The organism is Rohdeia mirabilis (assembly GCA_007750655.1).
GTDB lineage: Bacteria > Planctomycetota > UBA1135 > UBA1135.
Window position 1 is genome coordinate 4,542,521 of sequence record CP036290.1, and the last position, 16,871, is coordinate 4,559,391.

General features: G+C 70.6%; 12 protein-coding genes and 1 pseudogene. 7 read left to right on the plus strand and 6 right to left on the minus strand.

The window, feature by feature from the left end; translation table 11 throughout:
* Positions 1 to 33: 33 nt before the first annotated feature.
* The 4 genes from Pla163_RS16895 to Pla163_RS16910 all read right to left on the minus strand — a co-directional run bounded on the left by Pla163_RS16895 (position 34) and on the right by Pla163_RS16910 (position 8,459).
* Positions 34 to 2,223 (minus strand): pilus assembly protein N-terminal domain-containing protein, encoded by a 2,190-nt coding sequence (locus Pla163_RS16895; RefSeq protein WP_419186070.1) that lies wholly within the window; start codon positions 2,221 to 2,223, stop codon positions 34 to 36.
* A 601-nt stretch (positions 2,224 to 2,824) separates the two neighbouring features.
* Positions 2,825 to 3,811, minus strand: a complete 987-nt coding sequence (locus Pla163_RS16900; protein ID WP_419186501.1) for a lysylphosphatidylglycerol synthase transmembrane domain-containing protein — start codon at positions 3,809 to 3,811, stop codon at positions 2,825 to 2,827.
* 54 nt (positions 3,812 to 3,865) lie between these two features.
* Positions 3,866 to 6,193: a hypothetical protein gene (locus tag Pla163_RS16905; protein ID WP_145191332.1), complete on the minus strand. Its 2,328-nt coding sequence runs from the start codon at positions 6,191 to 6,193 to the stop codon at positions 3,866 to 3,868.
* A 76-nt stretch (positions 6,194 to 6,269) separates the two neighbouring features.
* Positions 6,270 to 8,459 (minus strand): HEAT repeat domain-containing protein, encoded by a 2,190-nt coding sequence (locus Pla163_RS16910; RefSeq protein WP_145191334.1) that lies wholly within the window; start codon positions 8,457 to 8,459, stop codon positions 6,270 to 6,272.
* A gap of 257 nt (positions 8,460 to 8,716) precedes the next feature.
* Between Pla163_RS16910 and Pla163_RS16915 the strand changes: the two genes are divergently transcribed.
* The 6 genes from Pla163_RS16915 (at position 8,717) to Pla163_RS16940 (ending at position 14,711) form a co-directional block, all read left to right on the plus strand.
* Positions 8,717 to 9,154, plus strand: coding sequence for a hypothetical protein (locus Pla163_RS16915; protein WP_145191336.1), 438 nt, complete (start codon positions 8,717 to 8,719; stop codon positions 9,152 to 9,154).
* A gap of 539 nt (positions 9,155 to 9,693) precedes the next feature.
* Entirely contained in the window at positions 9,694 to 9,972 is a 279-nt protein-coding gene (locus Pla163_RS16920; RefSeq protein WP_145191338.1) for a peptidylprolyl isomerase, read from the plus strand.
* A gap of 157 nt (positions 9,973 to 10,129) precedes the next feature.
* A complete protein-coding gene (locus Pla163_RS16925; protein WP_145191340.1) occupies positions 10,130 to 10,675 on the plus strand; it encodes a ribonuclease E inhibitor RraB in 546 nt (181 codons plus the stop codon).
* 100 nt (positions 10,676 to 10,775) lie between these two features.
* Positions 10,776 to 11,234: a LamG domain-containing protein gene (locus tag Pla163_RS16930; RefSeq protein ID WP_145191342.1), complete on the plus strand. Its 459-nt coding sequence runs from the start codon at positions 10,776 to 10,778 to the stop codon at positions 11,232 to 11,234.
* A gap of 130 nt (positions 11,235 to 11,364) precedes the next feature.
* A complete protein-coding gene (locus tag Pla163_RS16935; protein WP_145191344.1) occupies positions 11,365 to 12,999 on the plus strand; it encodes an FG-GAP repeat protein in 1,635 nt (544 codons plus the stop codon).
* On the plus strand, positions 12,996 to 14,711 hold the full coding sequence (locus Pla163_RS16940; protein WP_145191346.1) for a hypothetical protein: 1,716 nt from the start codon (positions 12,996 to 12,998) through the stop codon (positions 14,709 to 14,711). The genes Pla163_RS16935 and Pla163_RS16940 overlap by 4 nt, the downstream gene beginning before the upstream one ends.
* A 3-nt stretch (positions 14,712 to 14,714) precedes the next feature.
* Here the strand turns inward: Pla163_RS16940 and Pla163_RS19220 are convergent, their stop codons facing one another.
* Entirely contained in the window at positions 14,715 to 14,885 is a 171-nt protein-coding gene (locus tag Pla163_RS19220; protein WP_419186512.1) for a hypothetical protein, read from the minus strand.
* Between Pla163_RS19220 and Pla163_RS16945 the strand changes: the two are divergent.
* Positions 14,881 to 14,973, plus strand: a pseudogene (locus Pla163_RS16945) (peptidylprolyl isomerase); the annotation flags it as partial. The gene Pla163_RS19220 and the pseudogene Pla163_RS16945 overlap by 5 nt on opposite strands.
* Before the next feature lie 211 nt (positions 14,974 to 15,184).
* Here the strand turns inward: Pla163_RS16945 and Pla163_RS16950 are convergent.
* Positions 15,185 to 16,738 carry a beta propeller repeat protein gene (locus Pla163_RS16950; RefSeq protein WP_145191348.1) on the minus strand — a complete coding sequence of 518 codons (1,554 nt, stop codon included), beginning with the start codon at positions 16,736 to 16,738 and terminating at the stop codon, positions 15,185 to 15,187.
* Positions 16,739 to 16,871 lie beyond the last annotated feature (133 nt).

Genomic DNA, 16,871 nt, shown 5'->3' on the forward strand with positions numbered 1-16,871 from the left:
CGCCGAAGCGGCGAGAGGGTGCGCGAAGTGTGTTCAGGGACGCTGGGGCGCGTCCGCGGACTCGGGTTCGTCGGTCGGGACGGCGGCGTTCTGGCCGTCCTTCGGTTCCGGCTCCGGCGGCGGCGGAACGGCGTCGAGCAACGCTTGCAGCGGGTCGCCGTGGCGCCACAGGAGCGCGCGCGCCTCGGGCTCGCGCAGGACGACGGGCGTGACGACGAGGACGAGTTCCGTGCGCCGTTCCTGCTCCGACGTCTCGCGGAACAGCCAACCGATGATCGGCACCTGGCCGAGCACGGGCAGTCCGCTGCGCGAGCCTTGGTGACTGCGCGTCTGCAGGCCGCCGATCAACAGCGCTTCGCCGTCCGCGAGGCGCGCACTGGTGCGCAACGTCCGCGTGCGGAAGCCGACCGTCTCCTGGGCCGTGTTCGTGGCGGCCACGACGTCGGCAGTGAGGTCGAAGTCCGGCTCGGTGATCTCGGGCTGCAGGTCGAGCGTCACGCGCCCGTCGCGTCCGACCAGCGGACGCACGGCGAGGCCGATACCGAACTGCTCGGTGACGACGCCGGTGGTGATCACGCCGCCCGACGCGTCGGAGACCGTGTTCTGGCGGATCGGCAGCTCACCGCCGACGAGGAACTGCGCGGACTCGCCCGACAGCACCGTCAGGTTCGGACGCGACAGGCTGCGCGCCAGGCCTTCCTGTTCGAGGAAGCGCAGCGTCGCCGACAGGGCCAGGCGCCCGGTCGAGAGCTGCACCTCGTCGGCGAACGAGCCGTCGAGGAAACTGAGCACGTTCTGGATGTCCGTGTCGCTCGTCGGTCCCGTCCCGAGGCCGCCGGTGAACGGCGCGTCGGGGTTGCCGGTGGGCGTGCCCTGGAACTGCGTCGTCAGCGGGCTGCGGCCGACTCCGGCGGCATCGAAGTCCGACAGCGCGGCGGTCAGCTTGGGACGCACCTCCTTCAGTCCGTCGCGGTCGACCTCGTACAGCTCGACGTGCACGCGCACCTGCGGAAGGTCGGTGACCTCGAGGAACGAGAGCACGCGGCCCCCGGCGGTCGACAGCACCGAAGCGCGACCGACGTTCGCCTCGACACCGTTGTCGAGCTGCAACCGTCCGACGCCCGAACTCGAGCGACCGCTGGTGCCGAAGCCGCGGGATCCGCTCGCGCCCGTGTTGCCCGAACCGACGAAGTCGCGGATCGAACCGGCCTCGTCGGCGACCACGGTGATGTCGCCGGAGTCACTGCTCCCGCCCACCAGGCGACCGACGAGGGTCAGACAGCGCGTGAGGGCGATCTGGTCGTCGACCTTGCCGTCCAGCACGAACAGGTCGTGCTCCGGGTCGGGAACGTCGCCGCGCTGGACCATGCGCACGACCACGTCGTCGTAGCCGGCGGCCACGAGGGCCTGACCGACCAGCTGGACCTGCGACGGACCGAGCTCGTCGACGCGAACCAGGTTGATGATCGAGCCGCTCGAGCCGCGATCGGTGCGTTCGGTGACCAGCGCCGAGTCCGCCGTGTCGCCGGTGCCGACGAGCACGGGGCCGCGACCGGCATCGAGGTAGGCCTCGGCCGCCTGCTCGGCCGCGCGCCGCAGCGTCAGCGTCGGAACGTGTCCGCGCAGGACGTACGCCTCGCGATCGGGCGCGATGTCGACCGTCAGGCTCGGGTGGATGTCGGCCAGCGCGCGATCGAGCAGCTGCAGGTCCTTCTTGACCCACACGTGGGTGCGCTCGTAGCTGCCGTCCTCGTACCAGACGATCAGGCTCGTACGCCCCACCGCGAGTCCGCGCAGCAGGACCTGGCGGTTCGTGAGCGTCTGCTGCTCGACCACGGTGGGATCACCGATCGCGATGCGGCTGATCGGCTGCGGGAAGCTCAACTCGGCGTGCGTGCCCTTCGTCAGGGACACGTCGGCTCCGTCCTGGAACGCGATCGTCGAGGACACGCGCGCTTCCATGCTTCCGGCGCTCGCGTCGCGCAACGTCGCGGGCGGGGCCGAGACGGCGCTGACCTTGCTGATCGGCGCCGCGGTCGACGCGGACACAGGTTCGGGCTCGGCGGCACCGGAAGGCATGGCCGAGACCGCGCCGAGGGTCACGACCAGGGCGCAGGCACCCGCGAACGCGAGCCGGCGGTGGACGAAGCGCGGTGCGGCGCCGACGACGGGAGCGCCGTCGAGAGCCGAGGAGACGGGAGGGGAGGACTTGGGCGTGACCATGTGCCGGTGCGTTGGGTGCACGCGAAACGAGACGCCGGTGGACGGCCGTATCGAACGCGCGGTGCTGCGTGGAGCGCTCGACGTGCAGTCACCTCGAGGTGGAGGCGGACATGAAGGACGGACGGTCGTGGCCTGGTGCGCGTTGCCGACGCTTCGTGCGAGCGAAGCTGTGGCGGCGCGCTGTCGAGACCCCTTGGCCGAACGAACTCGATTCCCCTTCGAGGTCGATCTGTAGCGAGCGAGCGGGACGCTATGCGCGTTCCTAGAGAGCGTCAAGACGCCCCGCTCGCGGCCCATCCGTGGCACCACGACGCGTTCGACGCGCGCGCGAGGGCGTTTTCCCAGGACGCGTGCTCCGGCGTCCCGATCGCGCGACGTGCGCTCGCGACGCGCGCTCGCGCGTGCGTCGTTCGGCCCGCGGTTGGGCCGCTTCGTCCCTCGCGCGGGCCGCCGGTGCGAACGCCTCGAGGCGGATCCAGGAATGCGAGGCCGGGATTGGCACCGCGGTTCGTGCCGTCGAGGCGCGAAAAACCGTGCGCGAGTTTCGCGTTCCCGTTGGCGCACCCGCGAATTCTGACCGCGAACGCGCGCGCTCCGCGGGTCAGGACGCCTCGGTTCGCGCCTTCGGTCGCACCGCCATCCGCAGGTGGGCGAGTCCACCGAGGACCGAGACGTTGAACAGCTGCACGAGGTGCGTCGACAGTCCGACCGCGAGCGCCGTGTCGAGGTCGACGCCGAGGATGCCGTAGCCCAACTGCCAACCGGCTTCCATCGGACCGATCCCGCCGAACGCCGCGAGCGGCACGAGCGATCCGATCTGTGCGCTGGCGGTCGCGAACGCGTTGTCGAGCAGGCCGATGTGCTCGGGAAGTCCGAGCCCGCTGGCGAGCGTGACCCAGAACCCGAACACGCACAGCCACAGCGGGACGGACAGCAGCAGCGCCGGCACGAGGCTCGTGCGCTGCCCGGCCGACTCGAGCGCCGTTCCCAGTCGACCGACGATCTCGCCGACCCGTCGGGCGCGAGGTCCGCGCGTCGCCAGACGTCGCGCCAGCCCGTCGGTCAGTCGCGTCGCTCGCGCGAAGACGATGGCGACCAGCAGCGACCCGACGAACAGTCCGCCCGCCAGGACCAGCGCGAGTCCGCCCCGCTCGCGCGCCACGACCATCGCCGCGAGCCCACCGATCGCCCCCAGCATCAGCACGTCGAGCAGGCGCGACACCAACAGACTCGCCGTCGCCGCCGATCCGCTGACGCCCGATCGGCCGCGCAGGTAGACGATCAGCGTCAACTCACCGGTCTTGGCCGGCAGGACCTGCACCGCGAGGTTGTGCGCCGCCGACGCGGTCACCACCTCCGCCAGGGGCGGCCGCTCGGCGATCGGCACGAGGACCTGGAAGCGGCGCGCGCGGAACAGGTAGCTGACGACGTGCAGTCCGAAGGCCGCGGCGAAGGTCCCCGGTCCGAGCCGCCGCAGCGTGCGTGCGACGTCGTCGACGTGCAGGCCCGACCACCACATGAGCAGCGCGAGCAGGCCCGCGGCCAGGAGGAGTCGAATGAGCAGCTTCGTGGCGCGGTCCGGTTCGATTCGCGTGGGCGGTGCCGAGCTGCGGAACGCTCCGCGGCCTCGGCGAGGGCGGCGCTAGGGCAGGAAGACGTACGTGCCGCCCGAGCTCTCGGCCAGCCACCGCAGCGCGCGGTCGTGCGCCCCGAGGGCCACACCGTGGACGACCAGGTCGCGTTCGCGGTTGCGCAGGGTGAACGCGCGTCGAAGGGCCTCGGCGTCCTCGGCGTCGAACTTCGGACGGTCGCCGGTCGAGACGACGATCAGGCTCTCGAGTGCGACGTCCGCCTCGGCCCCGGCGACCAGCTCCTCGAGCGAGGCGGTGCGCACGGGCGTGAAGCCCTCGAAGAAGTCGTCGATCGCGCTGGCCGTGCTGGCGCCACAGGCGGCGAGTCCCTGCCAGGGCGACTCGGACTCGGGGGTGGCCGGCAGGATGCGCAACTGGACGATCGGTCCGGCCTGGCGCGCGAGGTCGACCAGGTCGCGGCGCACGAGTTCGACGAACGAGGCGGCCGGGGACTCGCCGACGTGACGCTGGGCAGCCGGCGCACCGAGCGCCTCGATCCCGAGGTCGAACGCGACACCGACGTTGGCTCGTCGCAGCGGGACGCCGAGCAGTTCACCAAAGACGTCCTCGCGGCGCAGCGCGCTCCCCCACCCGTCGCGCAGATCGCGCGCGAGCTCGGGATCAACGGCTTCGAAGGCGCCGCGCTCGCCCGACCACCACTCCTCCCAGTCCGCGGGCAAGGCGCCGAGGTCCTTGCCGGTCAACGTCCACAGCGAACGCAGCGCCCGGTCGCGCGTGGGCAGGTGGTCGATGGCGAGCGCCTCGATCATCAGCGTCACCCCGCGCCCCCAGCGCCGCTCGGTCGCACTGTCCAGGACAGCGCGGCGAAGGGTCGGAGGACCTTCGAAGAGCGCCTCGCGCAGGAGCTCCTCGTGGCCGTCCGGGTCGATCGTGCCGGCCACGGAGATCGCGGCCCGACGCGCCTGGATCACGTCGGATCCGGTCAGTTCGAGCGCGTCCTCCAGCAGGTCCTTCTCGGCGTCGCCGAGCGCCAGCCGCGCGCGCAGCAGCGCCGCCACGTCCTCGTCGTCCTTGGCCTTGCGCGCCGCGCGTTGGACCAGCGAGAGTCCGCCCGTGTCGTTGCGGGCCACCATCGCCGCCAGCGACTCGAGCCGCACCGATCGGTCCTTCTCGGTCAGGTTCGCGCGCAGCGCCTCGAGCACCTTCTCGTCGCCGAAGGCGTCGGCCTCCGTCTCCTCGCCCTCGTCACGTGCGTCGCCGCCGGGTCCGTTGCGGCGCCCGGTGCGCGCGATCGTCACGCGCGCGGGCAGCGAATCGATCGCGAAGAGCATCTGGGGCGGGCGCCCCTTCGTGAGCTGCTTGCGGACGATGTCGAGCACGCGCTGGGGCATGGCGCGGTTGATCTCGCCCGAGATCGCACGGCGCAGCTCGGGGTCGATCTTCTTGCCGCAGCCGACGTCCTCGAACAAGTAGGTGAAGTAGCGCTCGCGATCGAAGTGGTCGGCGATCTTCGACGCGGCCCAGCGGCGCAGCTCGATCGGCTCGTCGTCGTCCTCGATGTACTCCTCGGCGCGTTCGTCGGCCTTGACGTCGTCGCGATCGTCCTGGACCTCGTTGGCGCGCGCGCGGATCACGGCGGAGCGGTCCTCGAGCGCGTCCTCCAACTCCTCGCCGCGCATCTCCTCGCACGTCTCGCGGAACGCGATCTCGCGCATGCGCCCGAGCGCACCGTCCGGGGCGTAGGCGGCGATCTCGTCGTTCGGCGCCTTCTTGCCGCCGCGGCCGTACACCGTCTTGAACCAGGCGTAGTCGGGCAGACGACGATCGTCGGCGAAGAGCTCGAACGCGCGCACGGCGTCGACCGTGTCCGGCCGTTCGTCGACGACGGCGCGCAGCAGGACTTCACCGTCGCTGCCGAGCTCGTCCGCGGCCTCCATGGCGGCGGCGCGGCGCAGCGGACTGCTGGTGTCGTCGAGCCAGGTCGAGATCGCCTCGCGCAGTCGGTCGATCGACGCCTCGCGCTCGTCCTTCTCCTCGAGGTCCTCGGCCGTGCGCATGTGGCGGGCCCAGGCGGTGAGCGCCAGGGAACGCGTGCGCCAGGCGAGCGTCTCGTCCGCGAACACCGCGGCCAGACCGGCCGGCACGTCGACGTGGCCCGCGTTGGCGAGGCGCCGGAAGACGTGGCTCGGCGTGCGGTCGCCGAGCGCTGCGATCAACTCGAAGTCCGCCGCGACCAGGGCGTCCTCGTCCTCGGCGGCCTCCACGTCCTCGGCGGGCGGTGAATCCTGCCGCGGCGCGAACGCGTGCGTCGCGGGAGCGCTGACGGTGAGTGCGAGAAGGAGCGCCACGGACGTGGCGGCGGTGCGGCGAACGCGCATGGTCTGGGGGGCGGTAGGGGCGGCTGGAACGGACGAGCGTCGGAGGCGGGGACCGAACCTGTCGGCCCCCCGGGTCTCACGGGATGAGCACCGTCTCGCCACCCGAGTCCTCGGCCAACCAACGCAGCAGCTCGAACGTCGCGCCGATCTGGACCGTGTGGATGACGACTCCGCGGTGCTCGTTCCAGCGCTTCGCGAGCTGGCGGATCGCGTTGATCTCGAGCACCTCACCCTCGGTCGGCTCGCCGTCGGACAACACGACGATCGTGTCGATCTCGGGGTCCGCGAAGGCGGTCCGCAGGCCGTCGTAGATGTTCGTGCCGCCGGAGGCCACGAGGTCGCGCACCTCCTCCTTCATCTCCTCGAGCGCTTCCGGCTCGTTCACGACCATCTCCTCGCGGATCGGTCGGGCGCGGTCGCTGAACGGAATGATGTTGAACAGCGCGCCGGCGTCCATCGCGTCGAGGAAGTTGATCAGCTCGGTCTTCGCGACCTCGATCCGCATCTCGCCCTCCTCGCCGACGTACTGGCCCTTGACCTTCTCCTCCATCGAGCCTGAGACGTCCACCACGAACGCGATCCGGTGCGACTCGATCTCGATGCCGAAGAACTCGGAGGTCGAGGTGGTCAGTTCCAGACGCTGGGCGGCGCGCTCGCGCTCGAGGCTGCGCAGCTCGGCCGGCGTGATGCACTTGAAGCCCGCGCCCTCCTCGCGCCACCAGCTCTCCCAGGCCTTCGCGCGCTTCTGGTAGGGAGCGCCGGTCAGGGCGAACAGCGCCTCGGCCACCGCCGTCTCGATGCGGCCCTCCTCCTTCGGCAGACGCTCGATGAGCATCGGGATCGTCGCTTCGTTGCGCATCTCGACGCAGGCCTCGATCGCGGCGAGGCGCGTGGCCCAGTCCTCGTGGCCGAGCGCCTTCTCGATCATCGGCAGCGCTTCGGCGTCCTTGCGCTTGGCGATCTCGTGCAGGGCGGCGATCCGCAGCGGCCCGGCGGGGCTGGTCGTGTACTGGCGCACCTGCTTGCCCCATTCCACGTTCCCGTCGCGAATGGTGCTGATCGCCGAGAGCGCGATGCCCAGCTCGTTCGGGTCGTCGGCGTCCTCCGCGTCCTCGACGATCTCGAGCAGGTCCTCGACCGCTTCGTCGTCGCCGCGCTCGGCGCAGATGCGCATCGCCGTGGTGCGCACTTCGAGCTCTTTGTCACCGAGTAGCTTGCGGTAGCTCTTCGAGACCTTGTCGTCCTCGACGCGGGCGCAGGCCAGCGCGTAGAAGATCTTCTCCTCCGCCTTGCCCTTGGTGATGTTCTTCGCGGCCTTCGCCAGCGTCTTCTCGTCGGCGTTGTCGCGCAGCATCTCGGCCAGACCGCGGCGCAGGGCCGGCGAGGACTGGCGGTTGCTGCCGACCTTCTCGACGTCGCGCAGGAAGTCGTCCTCGCGCAGGGCCAGCAGCAGCTCGGCCGCTGCCAGGCGCGCGAGCGGGTCCGCCTCGAGCATCGAGAAGATCTGGTCGGCCCTGTCCTCGGCCTCCTGCGCCTTGCGCGTCGTCAGCTCCTCGAACGCGAGCCGCAGGTTCGGACCGCCCTCCTCGGACAGCGCTTCGACCAGTTCGTCGGTCGAGAGGTGCTTGATCAGCCCCTGGAACGCGAGCCGGCGCAGGTCGATCAGGCGGCGCGGCTCCTTCTTCTCTTCGTCCTTCTTCGCCTTCTTCTTCTTGCCGTCCTCCTCCTCGTCGGGCTTCCACAGCTTGCGGTACCAGGTGGTGTCGGCGGCGGAGGCCTTCTCGACGTGCAAGCGCATCGCCTCGATGCGGATCTGATCCTCGGCCGGCGAGTCGACGATGGCCTCGAGTCGCTTGCGGCCGCCCTGCTCGGACTTGGCGAGCGCGGCGACGGCCTCGATGCGCAGCAGGCGGCGCTTGTCCTTCGTCGCGATGTCGGTGAGCTTGTCGAGCACCTTCGCGTTCACGTCCGCGATGTCGGTGAACGGCGGCAGCGACTCGATCACGCGCAGGCGGCCGGCCGGCGACCCCATCACGTCGTAGACCTCGATCAGCGCCAGGGCCGCCGCGGGCTCGCGCGACTTGACCAGCTGGGTGAAGAGCGCGCGATCGGCGAGCTCCTTCTGGGTCTTCAGCTCGGCGACGAGCTCCTCGGTCGTCATGTCCTTGACGTCCTTGGCCTCCTGGCTCACGGCGCTGCCGACGAAGGCGGGCACGAGAGCGGCGAGGAGGGCGAGGAGCACGAGAGCTGCGAACGGTCGGCGCATGGGAGTCTGGTCCGGATGGACGATTCGGCTGACGGCGGGTGCGGGTCAGCACAGTGGTCGGGCTGGCGCCCTTTCGGACGGGCGTCGCGAGAGCCCCGCGAGGTCGAGGGCCACGGCGCCGTACGAGCGGGCGCCGGGGTCCGTTGAGGGGACGCCATGGTAGCGGCCCCTCAGGGTCCGTCGGCGCCCGACCGACAAGCGTCTTCCGAAGGCCCCGCCCCCCCGTGGGGCCTTTCCCGGCCGACGCCCCCCGCGCCATGACCGATACGCTCGACCCCACCCCGGCCCCCGCCGCCCGCGCCCGTGCGCTCCTGCGCCTGTTGCGCGATCTCAACCTGTCGGACGAGCGCGTCACGATCGCCGGCGCCCGCACGGTGCGGATCGTGGGCTGCCGTTCGCTCGACGAGCCGGCCGATCGGGTCCTCGTCTACCGCGTGCGCTGCGGCGAGATCGAGTACGACCTCGAGCTGAACCTCCACACCGACGGTGAACACGGCCCCGAGGTCGTGATCCGCCTGACCCCGGACTCGCCCGGCACCGACCGCCGCGTGCGTCTGGTCGGCGGCGCCGATGGCCCGGTCACCGCGCCCGATCTGTTGGCGCGCCTCGATCCCGACGCCGCGATCGCCAAGGACGCCGCGCACTTCATGCGGCGCGTGGTGCGGGCGGCGTTCGCGGGACCGAGCGCGGCGTAGGAAGGCGTAGGAAGGGGACCGCGCACGACTGGATCCATCCGAAGTTCGGCGGTGGACCGGCGGAGAGTGCCGCACGGGACGGTCGTCCCGATCGGCACCATCCCGTCGACCCCGTCGACCGTGGACGGTCGTCGAGAGGCCCCGGACCGAGAACGTGAGGGCGATTCGGACGCGCTCGAAGTCGCGACTCGGCGGCTCGACCTGGGTGCGCGCACGAGATCGGGCCCGGGGGACGATGCGAGCCACTGGCATGGGCGCGGCGCGGAGTCGCGCGCTGCTCCGATTCGCTCGATCGACGAATCGGCTCGAAGTCGGTGCCTCGTCGGCCCGATCGGCTCGAGCGCTTCGACGCCGTAGATGGGGCTCGAAGTCCGAGACGCGGCGACGCCCTCCACTTCGGGCGACGCGACGGGGTCCGCCGCGCCGGCCCCGATCCCGGTCGCCTAGACTGCGCGCTCCAAGGATGCGGGCGGGCGCGCGGCACGGCCGACGCCCACCGAGCCCGCTCCCCACTCCACCACCCTCGACCCGATCCAGTCATGTCCCGCGCCAGCGCCCGCCACATCCTCGTCTCCTCCGAACAGGAAGCCCTCGACCTCGTGACCAAGCTCGAGGGAGGCGCGGAGTTCGAGAGCCTCGCCAAGCAGCACAGCTCGTGCCCGTCCGGTCGCGACGGCGGCGCCCTGGGCACGTTCGGACCGGGCCAGATGGTCAAGGAGTTCGACGCGGTCGTGTTCAGCGCGCCCGTCGGCGAGGTGCAGGGTCCGGTGAAGACCCAGTTCGGCTACCACGTCATCGAGGTCACGAGCCGCAGTTGAGCGGTGAGCGGCGCGGCGTTCGGCCCCGGGTCGCACGTCGCGCCGCGCCACGTGGCCACGGACCGGCCGCTCGCCGGACCAGGACCCGAGGCGCGTCGCCCGAGACTTCTCCGACCCATCGCGAACGAACGGGTTCGCCGACGACTTCGCACCTGCCATGACCCGATCCACGCGCCACCGCACGTTCGCCGCGACCCTGCTCGCTTCCTTCGCCGTCGCCTGTGCCGCGCCCGCCGGCGACGACGCCTCGAACTCGACGACGACCTGGTTCGAGCCGACGACGGCCACGTCCGCCGCCGTCGTGCCCGGTGCCGAGAGCGCGGCGCCCGTCGAGTCCTCGTCCGTCCTGCTCGAGCGCACCATCACGCTCGCCGGACTGGAGGAGATGTTCGCGACGATCGCGGCGACCACCGACTGGGACATGGCCGAGCCCAAACTGTGGGGCCACTACTTCGGGCATCCCGAGCGCAAGCGGCTCGAGCTGGCCGCGACCGCTCTCGCCGTCCAAGGCTTCGACTTCGTGGACATCTACCCGCCGGACGTCGATGCGGCGCCGGAGGACGCGCTGTACTACCTGCACGTCGAGCGCGCCGAGGTGCACGACCCCCGGTCGTTGCTCGAGCTCGCCGAAGGCATGTACCAGCTGGCCGAACGCTTCGCGCTCACGTCCTACGACGGGATGGACGTGGGGCCGGTCGAGTAGCGCGAGCTCGGCCCGCCACGTCCAGATCGACCGAGCCGTGCGTCGGCACCGGCTTCGAACGCCGCACCTCGGACCACGGCCGGAAGAGCTGCCGCTATCGGTGCTCGACCTCGAAGGTGCCCGGTCGCTGCGCTGCGTGGCGCGCGCGGACCCTAGGGGCAGCGCGCTTCTCGTCGTGCACGCCGGTGCCGACCGCTCCCTGCGCCTCGACCTGCGCGGGCAGCGCGGACGCCCGGCGTTCGAGCTGCGCGTAGGCTCCGAAACGGTGCGCCTCGCGGGCCGAGAACCCGTCGATGCCGACAACTGGATCGTGTTCGTCGTGAACTGCGAGGACGGCGCGATCGAGCTCCTCGTCGACGGCGAAGTGGTCGACGGCGCGGACGCGAACCTCGAACCTGCGGCGCTCTTCGGCGGCGCGTTCGAGGACGAGGTCGAGGTCCTGCTCGGCGGGAACCGCGGTGCCCCCGCACGGCCCGAGGCCGCGGTGGACGAACTGCGAATCGAGCGCGTCGCCACACGGTCGTCGTCGCGCTCGGGGCGTTCCGGCTCGCCATGGTAGGTGGCCCTCGAGGGCTCCCTTTCGCCAGCGGCCGCGTCGAAGGTCGGTGGAGCGCTTCGATTGCACGGGACACTCTCGATCTGGCGTCCCCCGACCCGTTCGACGCGTCCGGGTCGTCTACGATCTTCGAATGCAATCCGTCCTTCGCTACGCGCTCGGAGTGGGCGCCCTGTTCGTCCTCTCGGGGGCCGCTCTCGCCCAGTACGAGCTCGAGACGTCGCTCGTACTGGAGAGCGACTCGGGAACGGAGTTCGTCGACTTGGCGCGCAGCTCGGACCGCCTCGCCATCGCGATCGAAGGTGCACTTCACCAAGGACTCGCACTGGTGCGTTCGAACGACGGTTCGTGGGCACCGGACGAGCCTGCGTCCGAGCTCTTCGTGAACCTCGCGCTCACCGGAGGTATCACGTTCGAGGTCGAAGACTTCGAGTCCTTCGCGATCGCCGCGCAGCGGACCGAGATCCTCATCGGAAGCCCTTCGTCGAGAGTCGCCGGGCAGTCTTCCGCCGGTTCGGTCGCGCGCTTCGCAAGGCAGCCCGACGGTGCGTGGACGAACATCGAGTTTCTGACCACGCCCACACCCGACTCGGTCGATGCGTTCGGTGCGTCGGTCGCGTACTCGGGTCCGTGGATCGCCGTGGGGAGTCCCAACCAGGACTCCGCGAGCGGGAGCGCGACCGGCGCGGTGCACGTGTTCCGGACCGCGCCCGGCCAACCGTCCACGCTGTGGCAGATCCTCGCTCCCCCGGCACCCGCGGGTCAGAGCGACTTCGGGACCCAGGTCGCGATCAGCGGCGGGACGCTCGTCGTCACGGCACCCAAGAGCGTTGTCGTCCCGGGCTCGTCGGCGCAGGGCAAGGTCTTCGTCTACGAGCTCGCTCCCGATGACGCGTGGGCGCTCGTGGCGGAACTCCAGTCGACCGACCCCGATACGTATCGACGGTTCGCATCGAGCGCGGACATCGACGGTGACCTCATCGCGGTCGGTGAGCACGCCATCGGGCTCGGTGGACCGGGTCGCGCGGAGACCTTCCGCCGGTCGACGGTCGGCGTCTGGGAACCGGCACACCCGATCGCACCCGAGTACGTCTACGAGCCGTTCGAGTTCGGGCGCTCGATCGCCGTCGAGGACTCGACCGTCGCCATCGGCGCGCGGATGCCGGGACCGAACGCCACCGGAGTGGTCTCGGTTCACACCATGCGGTCCGACGGGACGTGGAAGCTGGAGCGCCTCCTCACCGGATCGAAATCCGCGCCCGAGGATCTCTCCGACAACGAGTACTCGGTGGGAACGAACGTCCAGCTCGAGAACGGTGAGGTCTTGACAGGCGACTCGTACGTACTTGCATTCGAGCCGGCGTACCTCGCCCGCGGGAGTCTCGGAGTTTCCGCTGCGAACGGCGGCTCACAGGCGCTCGTCCTGCACGGAGGCCCCGAACGCGCGTTCCACGCATTCGTGCTGCTGGGCAGCATGAGCGGGCTCGGTCCGCCGACACCGATCCCGGGGACACCGTTCGTGACCGACCTCGTCCTCGACGCGTACACCGACGCGCTCGTCGGCGGGCTCGGCGCCGGCGTGATCGACCCGTTCTTCGGTGTCCTCGACGAGACCGGCCGAGCATCGTCGCTCTTCGCACTGCCCGCCGGCACCGACCCCGCGTTCATCGGTTCGACGCTGCACCACGCGTACGTGACCTTCCAACTCGTCCCCTTCGTCGAGCCCGCACTCGTGTCCAACTCCGTCAGCGTGGAGATCGTCCAATGAAGTGCTCGATCGAAACCGCCGCCGCGTTGGTGCTGGCGATCTGGAGCGTCGCGCCGACGAATCACGCGCTCGCCCAGGAGCAGCGCCCCGTCGAGCGCCAGATCCTCTTCGAACAGACTCCCTCCGTGCCGGGCAGGTTCGGCGCGAGCGCGGACGCGGAAGAGGGTCGACTGATGGTCGGCCATCGGAACCACCTCGTGTCCGTCCCCGACCCCGGACGCCTCCACTTCTTCGTCCTGGGTGCGACCGGCACGTGGGTGCTCGAGTCGGCGCTCGACCCGACGAGCGATCCGCTCTTCCTCGGCGAGGGCGAGTTCGGTCACCGTGTGGCGCTCGGCGGCGGCCGCGGGCTGACGAGCGGCAGCCTGGAGTTCGTGGAGGGCTCCCTGGTCGGCCACATCGGTTACGTGACGTCACTCGACGATGGAGAGTGGCGGATCGAGGCCGCTCTGACGACGAACTTGGACGTCGAGGTCGGAGCGAAAGTGCTCGCCCTCGACATCGACGGCGACCGCGCCGTGATCACGATCGAGACCGATCCCTTCCAACCGGTCTCCCCCGGGAGCCGACGCCGTGCCCTGGTCTTCGAGCGCGAGCCGATCAGCGGCGAGTGGTTCGAAGCGGCGATCCTCGAGTTCCCCGAGGGCCAGAGCGTGCTCGGCGGATCCGACTTCGGACGCGACGTCGCGATCCAGGGCGACGACCTGTTCGTCTCCGACCCGCACGTCGTCGGTCCGCCGTCACCGCAGTACGGCGCCGTATTCCGCTACCGCCGCGACGCGAGCGGAGCGTGGAACCTCGAACAACGACTCGTTCGACCGGACCCGCCGACGAGCGGCCCGCGTTCGTTCGGCGAGTCCATCGCACTCGATGGCGAGCGGATCGTGATCGCGGCGCCGTTCGTCGACCCTTCGCCCGATGGTCAGTCGGGGCTCGTGTACACGTTCGAACGCCTCCTGGACGGGAGCTGGAACTGGTTCACGATCCATGGCGCCCCGGCGGTCGTCGACGCGGGAGCGTTCGGTGCCGACGTCGACCTGGAAGGCGACGTGGTCGCGGTCGCGACCGGTGTCGAAGTCCCCGTCGACGAGGTTCTCGTCTTCAGGATCGAGCCGGATCGCGACTGGACGCTCGTCGCTCGAGTCTCGCCGGACGACGACCTCGACGGATCCTTCGGCGGCTCGGGAGTCCTCGGTCGAACGCTGGCCGTGACGCGCGGCGCGGTAGCGTTCGGCAACGAGCTCTGGGACTTCGATCCGCCCGGCTCGCCGTCCAGCGAGGAGGGTGCCCTGTGGAGCTTCAGCACCCCCTCGCTGATCGGCGACAGGGACCAGCTCTCGCTGACGCTCGGGGGCACGCAGGAACTCAGCATCGACGCCGGCCGAGCGCTGGCCGGCGGCGCGTTCGTGGTGCTGGGCTCGCTGACGGGCATCCAGAGCAGCGTCCCGATGCCGTTCTCGAAGACTGGGCTCCCGCTCACCCTCGACCCGTACACCGACCTGTTGCTCGCGTTCAGCGGCGCAGGACTCGTGTGGCCGATGTTCGGCGTGCTCGACGGCGAGGGGCGCGCGACGGTCGGATTCACGGTTCCGTCCGCTTCGCCGCTCGAGCTGCTCGGCGTGTCCGCGTGGCACGCAGCCATTCTCTACACGCCCGGCGCCTTCGAGCTCTACGGAGCGACCAACGCGAAGAGCGCGTGGCTCCTGCCGTAGAGCTCAGCCCGCCACGTCCAGATCCGCCGACTCGGGCGGGCGACTCGCCTTGCCGCGGCCCTTGCGCTTGCCGGGGCCGGCCTTGCCGCGCTTGATCTCGCGCTCGAGCGCCTGGCGGAACGCGGGGATCAGGTCGCCGGCGTGCTCGGGCGCGAGCTTCGAGCGACCCGGCACGTTCGGACCGGGCGAGATGGTCAGGCAGTTCGACGCCGTGGCGTTCAGCGCCCCGCTCGACGAGGTGCAGGGCCCGGTGAAGACCTAAGCCTGCTCCCACCTGCTCGAGGTCACGAGCCGCAGTCGAGCGCCCCTGTGCACGGCGCGCGGGCCCGACCGCGCGTCGGCACTCAGATAACGACCCCGCCCGAACGACGCTGGACCTCGACCGCGCCACGGTCGAGGTCCAGCGTGCGTCGAGAGTGCAACGATCGATGGGCGTTCGCCCCGCTCGCACCTGCCGAACGAGCCCTCGCGTCTCAGGGCTTGGTCAGCTTCAGACCGTTGGACGCGGAGAATCCCTGCGGCCCCACCGCGTCCAGGATCCAAGCCTGGGTGTAGACCGCGGAACCGGGCGGGAACGACGCCGGCCAGGTGAACGGCGTCACGTACTTTCCGAGCGGACCCGTCGTGCGCGGCACGAGGACCGCGGGGCCCGGCACGAGCGTTCCTCCGAACACGGGCGCGAAGACCGGCTGGTCGGCATAGACCTGGAACATCAGCGCGGACGGCGCCGCGTCCGTCAGCTCGAGCGTGAAGTCGTTCGTCGCGCCGAAGGCCGTCGTGGCCGTCAGCTCGGGCTCGCCGCTGACGCCGGCGAGCGCAAAGCCGAGGTCGACCGAGCCGGTGCCGGACAGCCGCAGGCGATAGAGGTTGCCCGGGCGCGTCGCTCCGGGGCTGGGGCTCCCCCATAGGTGCGGATCGGGGAACCCACCAGCGAGGACGTAGAGGTCGCCGTCGGGTCCTCCAGCGAGCTCGATCCTCGACACGAGTGTCGGGAGTCCGGCGGCGTCGAGCGGCGCGAACGTCGTCCCGTTGTCCTCACTGACGTAGACGCCGTTGCTCGTCGCCGCGTACAGGCGGCCGGTGCCGAGACCGTTGTCGGCGATGGCGAGGTCGAAGATCGTCAGTCCTTCGAGCCCTTGGCCGGAGCTCCCGGGGGCGCTCCCCGGACCGGTCCCGAGGTCCCAATTGCTGCCGTTGTCCAGGCTGCGCACGAAGTTCTGCGGGGCGAGCGCGACGGCGTCCCCCTTCCCGAAGTAGAAGATCGGACGCTGCCCCTGCGGACCGACGGGTGCCGCCTCGATCCCGTTCGCGAACAAGACCCCGGCACAGATGCCGGGGTTGCTCAACGGATGGCTGCACTGCTTGAACACGAAGCCGAAGTCGGTGCTGCGGTGGAAGGTCGGCGTGGTCACGCGAATGCCGTAGGCGAAGCCCGACGTCGCGAAGTCCTCGGCGAAGGTGATGTCCCGCATGTCGAAGGTCGGGAACGGGTTGAGGATCCAGGTCGCCCCCCCGTCGGCGGAGCGATAGGTGTCGCCGCCCTGCCCCGTCGGGCTGGCGATCATCACCTGGTCCGTGGCGAAGCTCGGCGAGAGGGCCAAGTCCTTGAAGAAGTTGCCCCACGGCAGCGGCGACGGCTGCGGCAGCTTGGTCCACGAAGCGCCAGCGTCGGTGCTCTTCCAGAGCTCGGTCGCGGGAGCCAGGATGCGCCCACTCGTGGCGAACATCGTGTGGTCCACGGCGAAGGTCGGTGAGATGGTCAAGAGCTGCGGATCGTCGCCTTGCGGCAACGAGCTCAGCAGCTGGACCGTGTCACCGTGTCCGGTCACCAGGTGGAAGTCGCCGTCGCCCTCGTAGTTGACCGATCCGGTCGCGATCCAAGCGAGCCCGTCGTTCGCGTAGTCGGGTGAGGTGACGAAGGTGAAGACGCCGTCGGGACCGACCTGCTGCCAACTGGAATCGGCCGTGGGCGCGGTCTGCGCCAACAGGAGGAAGGACAGGGCGGAAGCGGAGGTGAGGAGCAGCATGGTCGTGGTCGGAAGGGTCGATGGCGATCGAGCCACGTGGCCCGGTGGATCGTCCTGATCACGAACTGTGCCACGCTCTCCGGCACCTTGGGAGGACCTCGGGCCGATTGCGCACGTCCAGATTTCGGAAGCC

Coding starts and splice junctions, on each gene's coding strand:
- Pla163_RS16950 (WP_145191348.1), bottom strand. CDS start 16,738: ATGCTGCTCCTCACCTCCGCTTCCGCCCTGTCCTTCCTCCTGTTGGCG.
- Pla163_RS16940 (WP_145191346.1), top strand. CDS start 12,996: ATGAAGTGCTCGATCGAAACCGCCGCCGCGTTGGTGCTGGCGATCTGG.
- Pla163_RS16895 (WP_419186070.1), bottom strand. CDS start 2,223: ATGGTCACGCCCAAGTCCTCCCCTCCCGTCTCCTCGGCTCTCGACGGC.
- Pla163_RS16905 (WP_145191332.1), bottom strand. CDS start 6,193: ATGCGCGTTCGCCGCACCGCCGCCACGTCCGTGGCGCTCCTTCTCGCA.
- Pla163_RS16910 (WP_145191334.1), bottom strand. CDS start 8,459: ATGCGCCGACCGTTCGCAGCTCTCGTGCTCCTCGCCCTCCTCGCCGCT.
- Pla163_RS16925 (WP_145191340.1), top strand. CDS start 10,130: ATGACCCGATCCACGCGCCACCGCACGTTCGCCGCGACCCTGCTCGCT.
- Pla163_RS16915 (WP_145191336.1), top strand. CDS start 8,717: ATGACCGATACGCTCGACCCCACCCCGGCCCCCGCCGCCCGCGCCCGT.
- Pla163_RS16920 (WP_145191338.1), top strand. CDS start 9,694: ATGTCCCGCGCCAGCGCCCGCCACATCCTCGTCTCCTCCGAACAGGAA.
- Pla163_RS16935 (WP_145191344.1), top strand. CDS start 11,365: ATGCAATCCGTCCTTCGCTACGCGCTCGGAGTGGGCGCCCTGTTCGTC.